Genomic DNA, 2,871 nt, shown 5'->3' on the forward strand with positions numbered 1-2,871 from the left:
CCGCCGCCGGCTCGCTGATGTTCGCCTTCCCGCTCGCCTTCGACTTCGGTGACAGCGGCGCCGTGATCGCCATGCTGGGCGTGCTGATCTGCTCCTGCGCCGCGGGGTGGGCCCTGGTGGCCGCCCGCAAGGTCGGTCAGCACTGGCCCGGCCTGCCCCCGCGGGGCTCCGGACGGCCCACCGACTGGCGGATCGCGCTGGCCTACGCGGTGGCGGTGACCGCCGTCGTCGCGCTCGCGGTCTGGCGCGTCGCCCGGCTCCGGTGACCATGGACACCGGCCGCCCGGGCGCGGCGGCCGACCCCGGTCCCCGCACGTCGTCGGGCCCGTTCAGGCCGTACGATCGAAGGATGAGCACGCGGATCGCCTTCCTCAAGGGCCACGGCACCGAGAACGACTTCGTGATCGTGCCCGACCCCGAGAACGCCGTGGACCTGCCTCCCGCCGCCGTCGCCGCGCTGTGCGACCGCCGGGCGGGGATCGGCGGCGACGGGCTGCTGCACGTGGTGCGGTCGGCCGCCCACCCGGAGGCCCGGGAGATGGCCGGCGAGGCCGAATGGTTCATGGACTACCGCAACGGCGACGGCTCGGTCGCGGAGATGTGCGGCAACGGCGTCCGCGTCTTCGCCCGGTACCTCCAGCACGCGGGCCTCGTCACGGCCGGTGAGGTCGCCGTGGCCACCCGGGGCGGCGTCAAGACCGTCCACCTGGCCAAGGACGGCGACGTCACCGTCCGCATGGGCCGCGCGGTGCTGCCCGAGGACGCGGTGACGGTCTCCGTCGACGGCCGCAGCTGGCCGGCGCGCAACGTCAACATGGGCAATCCGCACGCCGTCGCCTTCGTGGAGGACCTGGCGCACGCCGGGACCCTCCACACCCCGCCGCCGTACACGCCGGCCTCGGTCTACCCGGACGGGGTCAACGTCGAGTTCGTGGTCGACCGCGGCCCGCGCCACGTCGCCATGCGGGTGCACGAGCGCGGCTCCGGCGAGACCCGTTCCTGCGGCACCGGCGCCTGCGCCGTGGCCGTCGCCGCCGCCCGCCGGGACGGCGCCGACCCGTCCGTCGCCGGAACCCCCGTGACGTACACCGTGGACCTGCCGGGCGGCCGGCTGGTGATCACCGAGCATCCGGACGGCGAGGTCGAGATGACCGGCCCGGCGGAGATCGTCGCCGAGGGCGCCGTCGACGCCGACTGGCTGGAGCGCGCCGTCGCCACGAAGACCCCGGTGGTGCGGAACGTATGAAACCGGGCGGAAGGGAGCGGGTCGGGGTCGTGGGACCCTCCGCCGCGCGCGCGGTGGAACGCCACGCCGCGACGCCCGCCCCCTTCGCTCGAACGGGTGATCCCGTTCACGCTCGGCGAGAGGCGGTGAACGGCACGTGATGGGCTCGATAGCATCAAGCACCGGTCCGGACGGGGGACCGACACCGCACCCCTGGCCGTGTCGCCTCTCGGGGTCCCCGTCCGCCGGTCGACGCAGCCGGAGGTGCCGATGAGCGCGGAGGCCACGAACGCCGCGACCCCAGGGGCCGTGACGCCCGTTCCCCAGAGTCCGCCGGCTCCCCGTCGGCGGTCCCGGTCCCGACTGGACCTGAGACGGCTCGGCCGGGCGGCCCTGCTCGGCCCGACGGGCCGCGACCGGTTGCCCGACGCCATCAGCCATGTCGCCGAGGCCCATCGGGCGCACTTCCCGGACGCCGACCTCGAACCGCTGCGCCGCGCCTACGTGCTGGCCGAGTCCTCGCACCGCGGACAGATGCGCAAGAGCGGCGAGCCCTACATCACGCACCCCCTCGCGGTGACCCTGATCCTCGCCGAACTCGGCGCGGAGACGACGACGTTGACCGCCTCGCTGCTGCACGACACGGTCGAGGACACCGCCGTCACGCTGGAGCAGGTGCGCAACGGGTTCGGCGAGGAGGTCTCCTACCTGGTCGACGGCGTCACCAAGCTGGAGAAGGTCGACTACGGCGCGGCCGCCGAGCCGGAGACCTTCCGCAAGATGCTGGTCGCCACCGGCAACGACGTCCGCGTGATGTCGATCAAACTCGCCGACCGGCTGCACAACATGCGCACGCTCGGCGTGATGCGGCGCGAGAAGCAGGAGCGCATCGCGCGCATCACCCACGAGGTGCTGATCCCGCTCGCCGAACGACTCGGCGTACAGGTGCTCAAGACCGAACTGGAGGACCTGGTCTTCGCCGTCCTCCACCCCGAGGAGCACCGGCACACCCAGGAACTGATCTCCGCCAACACGGCATGCGGTGACGACCCGTTGGCCGAGATGGCCGAGTCGGTGCGTTCGGTGCTGCGGGAGGCCGGCATCGCCGCGGAGGTCGTCATCCGGCCCCGGCACTCCGTCTCCGTCCACCGTGTCTCGCGCAAACGCGGGCAGTTGCGGGGAACGGACTTCGGACGACTCCTGGTCCTGGTGAACGAGGACGCCGACTGTTACGGCGTGCTCGGTGAACTCCACACCTGTTTCACGCCGGTCGTCTCGGAGTTCAAGGACTTCATCGCCGTCCCGAAGTTCAACCTCTACCAGTCGCTGCACACCGCGGTCGCCCGGGAGGACGGTCAGGTCACCGAGGTCCTCATCCGCACGCACCGGATGCACAAGGTCGCCGAGGCCGGTGTGATCGCGCTGGGCAACCCGAACGTGGCGCCGCCCGGCACGGACGAGCAGGGCGAGGGCGCCGAGCGCGAGCGGCCCGACGGGGAGCGCGCCGACCCGACCCGGCCCGGCTGGCTCTCCCGGCTGCTCGCCTGGCAGGCCGCCGCCCCCGACACCGACATCTTCTGGTCCACGCTCCGTCAGGACCTCGCCCAGGACCGCGAGATCACCGTCTTCCGCGCCGACGGCGGCGC

The 2,871-nt window shown here is 73.1% G+C and carries 2 protein-coding genes and 1 pseudogene; all 3 read left to right on the forward strand.

Features of this window, described 5'->3' with window-relative positions:
- Positions 1 to 266, forward strand: a pseudogene (locus tag HW445_RS25015) (hypothetical protein); the annotation flags it as partial.
- Between the two features lie 83 nt (positions 267 to 349).
- Entirely contained in the window at positions 350 to 1,246 is an 897-nt protein-coding gene (dapF, locus tag HW445_RS25020) for a diaminopimelate epimerase (RefSeq protein WP_180223188.1), read from the forward strand.
- 249 nt (positions 1,247 to 1,495) lie between these two features.
- The coding region (locus tag HW445_RS25025) for an HD domain-containing protein (RefSeq protein WP_180223189.1) at positions 1,496 to 2,871 on the forward strand (1,376 nt) is incomplete at its 3' end.

It is taken from the genome of Streptomyces sp. UH6, from assembly GCF_013421635.1.
GTDB classification, from domain to species: Bacteria; Actinomycetota; Actinomycetes; order Streptomycetales; family Streptomycetaceae; genus Streptomyces; species Streptomyces abyssomicinicus.

Bases quoted from the DNA above. Each gene is read 5' to 3' on its own strand.
- dapF (WP_180223188.1), top strand. From the start codon at position 350: ATGAGCACGCGGATCGCCTTCCTCAAGGGCCACGGCACCGAGAACGAC.